This is a genomic window from Clostridium sp. BL-8, assembly GCF_002006495.1.
In the GTDB taxonomy this organism is placed as follows: Bacteria; Bacillota; Clostridia; order Clostridiales; family Clostridiaceae; genus Clostridium.
In genome coordinates this window covers 1-2,373 of record NZ_LZZL01000189.1, presented here as the reverse complement: position 1 = coordinate 2,373, position 2,373 = coordinate 1, and the positions used below count along the sequence as shown (strand labels likewise).

The following is a 2,373-nucleotide window of genomic DNA, read 5'->3' as shown; positions in this document are numbered from 1 at the left end:
TTTTCATGTGTCTTAAAGGAGTATTTTTAAAGGTGAAAAAAATAGAAAAAAGTGTACTAGATAAAATTCTATGTGTTTATAATGAGCTATATGAAGCGGAAAAGAAAATTGCAGATTATGTTATAAATCAAAAGGAAAAAGTTATTGAGATGACAGTTTCAGAATTAGCAGCTCAAAGTAACGTCAGTGAAGCCACCATAGTTAGATTTTGCAAGAAATGTGGAATGAAAGGTTTTTATGATTTAAAGATAAATATAGCTAAAGATATGGTGAAATTAAAAGATAGCACTGTGTCTAATAAATTAGACTCTAATAATATAGCGCAATCGCTTCAAAACATCTTAGCTAATAAGATTGAAGAGTTAAAACAAACTATTTCAATGATGGATGAAAAGGAAATTAAAAAAATACTGGATATTATTAAAAATGCAAGAATTGTTCAATTTGCAGCAGTGGGAAATACAATACCGGTTGCAATGGATGGAACATATAAATTCAATCAACTAGGAATATGTTCTGTAACTAATACAATATGGGAAACCCAGCTTGCATTTACATATACACTAACCAAAGATGATGTAGTTATAGTGATATCAAATTCAGGGTCAGCAAAAAAACTTGTGACTTTATTGGAGATTGCAAATGAAAGAAAGGCAACAACCATATCCATTACAAATCATGAGAATTCTCCAGTAGCTAATGAAAGCAAGTATCATATAAACACATCGACTAGAGAAAAATTATTTTTAGATGAATTTAGCTTTTCAAGAGTATCTGCAATGGTTGTAGTAGAAGTTTTATATTTACTCTTAACTCAAGATAAAAAAGATTCATATAATTGGATTAGTCAACATGAACAATCTATAGCAGATGCGAAAGTATAAAGTGAAACTTAGCTTCAGAGGGAGTTTTAATCTCCAACTGAAAGTTAGTTAAACTTATCTATGGTCGTCCCACTGTTATCTTTCGATTTAGAATATGGGAATATTACAGTGGCTAGACATCAGAAAAAAGAGAGGATGAGGAAAATGAAAAATATAAACCTTGGAAAATGTGGAATTGAGGCTTCAGAAATTGGACTTGGATGTATGAGAATGGCTGGCATTGAAAAAGGAGAGGCAGAAAAAGTAATTAAAACATCTTTAGATGAAGGAATTAACTTTTTTGACCATGCAGATATATATGGAGGTGGAAAATCAGAAGAAGTTTTTTCAGAAGCAATTGATATGAATTCATCAATTAGAGAGAAAATGATTATTCAAACTAAATGCTCTATTGTTCCTGGTGTAATGTATGACTTTTCAAAAGATCATATTTTGAATTCTGTAGATGGAAGTTTAAAAAGATTAAAAACAGATTATGTAGATATATTATTGCTTCACCGTCCAGATACACTTATGGAACCCGAAGAAGTTGCAGAAGCTTTTTCAAAATTACACAATGCTGGAAAGGTGAAATATTTTGGGGTTAGCAATCATACTCCAATGCAAATAGAATTGCTTAATAAATATTTAGACAACAAAATAATTATTAATCAGCTACAATTCAGTATAATGCATACTGGAATGATAGATTCAGGATTAAATATGAATATAAAAAATGATGCTTCAATAGATATGGATGGAGGGGTATTAGAATACTGTCGTCTTAAAGATATAACTATTCAAGCTTGGTCCCCATATCAATATGGATTTTTTGAAGGTGTATTTTTAGATAATGATAAATTCCCAGAGTTAAATAAGAAGATTAATGAAATTGCAGAAAAAAATGGAGTAACTAATACTGCAATAGCAACTTCATGGATACTAAGACATCCAGCAAAAATACAAACCATTGCTGGTTCAATGAATTCTAATCGTATTAAAGAAATATGTAAGGCATCAAATATAACTTTGACAAGACAAGAATGGTATGAAATTTATTTAGCAGCAGGAAATAAACTACCATAAGTTAAAATTAAAAGATATGTATGGATGATGTTTAATTAACAATGACATTAAACTGAATATTGTAATTAGAAAATAGATGAATTATGAAATGTAAACCAGGAATAGTTATATAATAGTATTAAAAACTATTCCTGGTGTATCTATAATAGTAAAATGTAGAATTTTAAATGTATAAAAAGTATACTGAATTTAATATAATCATATCAAATTTAGATAATCTCATGGCTTTTTGGATTGATGATAAGATAAAAGACGTCGCTGAGAGCGGTAAACAGCTTAAAAGAAATTAATAAAGTATTTCAAAATTAAAAAGCTTTAAGAAATTAAAAAAAAGTTGTTGACAGGATTTAAATGCGATGATATACTGAGTAAGTTGTCAGAAACGACAATAAATAACAAGTAATTACAACGAAAGTTGTGAAAG

General features: G+C 29.0%; 3 protein-coding genes. All 3 read left to right on the top strand.

Translation table 11 applies throughout. The annotated features are described in order from the left end of the window. The first annotated feature begins 32 nt into the window (after window positions 1-32). On the top strand, window positions 33-884 hold the full coding sequence (locus tag CLOBL_RS27100) for a MurR/RpiR family transcriptional regulator (RefSeq protein ID WP_179117853.1): 852 nt from the start codon (window positions 33-35) through the stop codon (window positions 882-884). Window positions 885-1,028: 144 nt separating this feature from the next. Further along, the gene (locus tag CLOBL_RS27095) at window positions 1,029-1,949 is read left to right on the top strand and encodes an aldo/keto reductase (RefSeq protein ID WP_077861826.1); all 921 of its coding nucleotides are present in this window, start codon (window positions 1,029-1,031) and stop codon (window positions 1,947-1,949) included. 167 nt (window positions 1,950-2,116) lie between these two features. Then, entirely contained in the window at window positions 2,117-2,239 is a 123-nt protein-coding gene (locus CLOBL_RS29105) for a hypothetical protein (protein WP_278281371.1), read from the top strand. Window positions 2,240-2,373: the final 134 nt, after the last annotated feature.

Coding starts and splice junctions, on each gene's coding strand:
- CLOBL_RS29105 (WP_278281371.1), top strand. CDS start 2,117: ATGTATAAAAAGTATACTGAATTTAATATAATCATATCAAATTTAGAT.
- CLOBL_RS27095 (WP_077861826.1), top strand. CDS start 1,029: ATGAAAAATATAAACCTTGGAAAATGTGGAATTGAGGCTTCAGAAATT.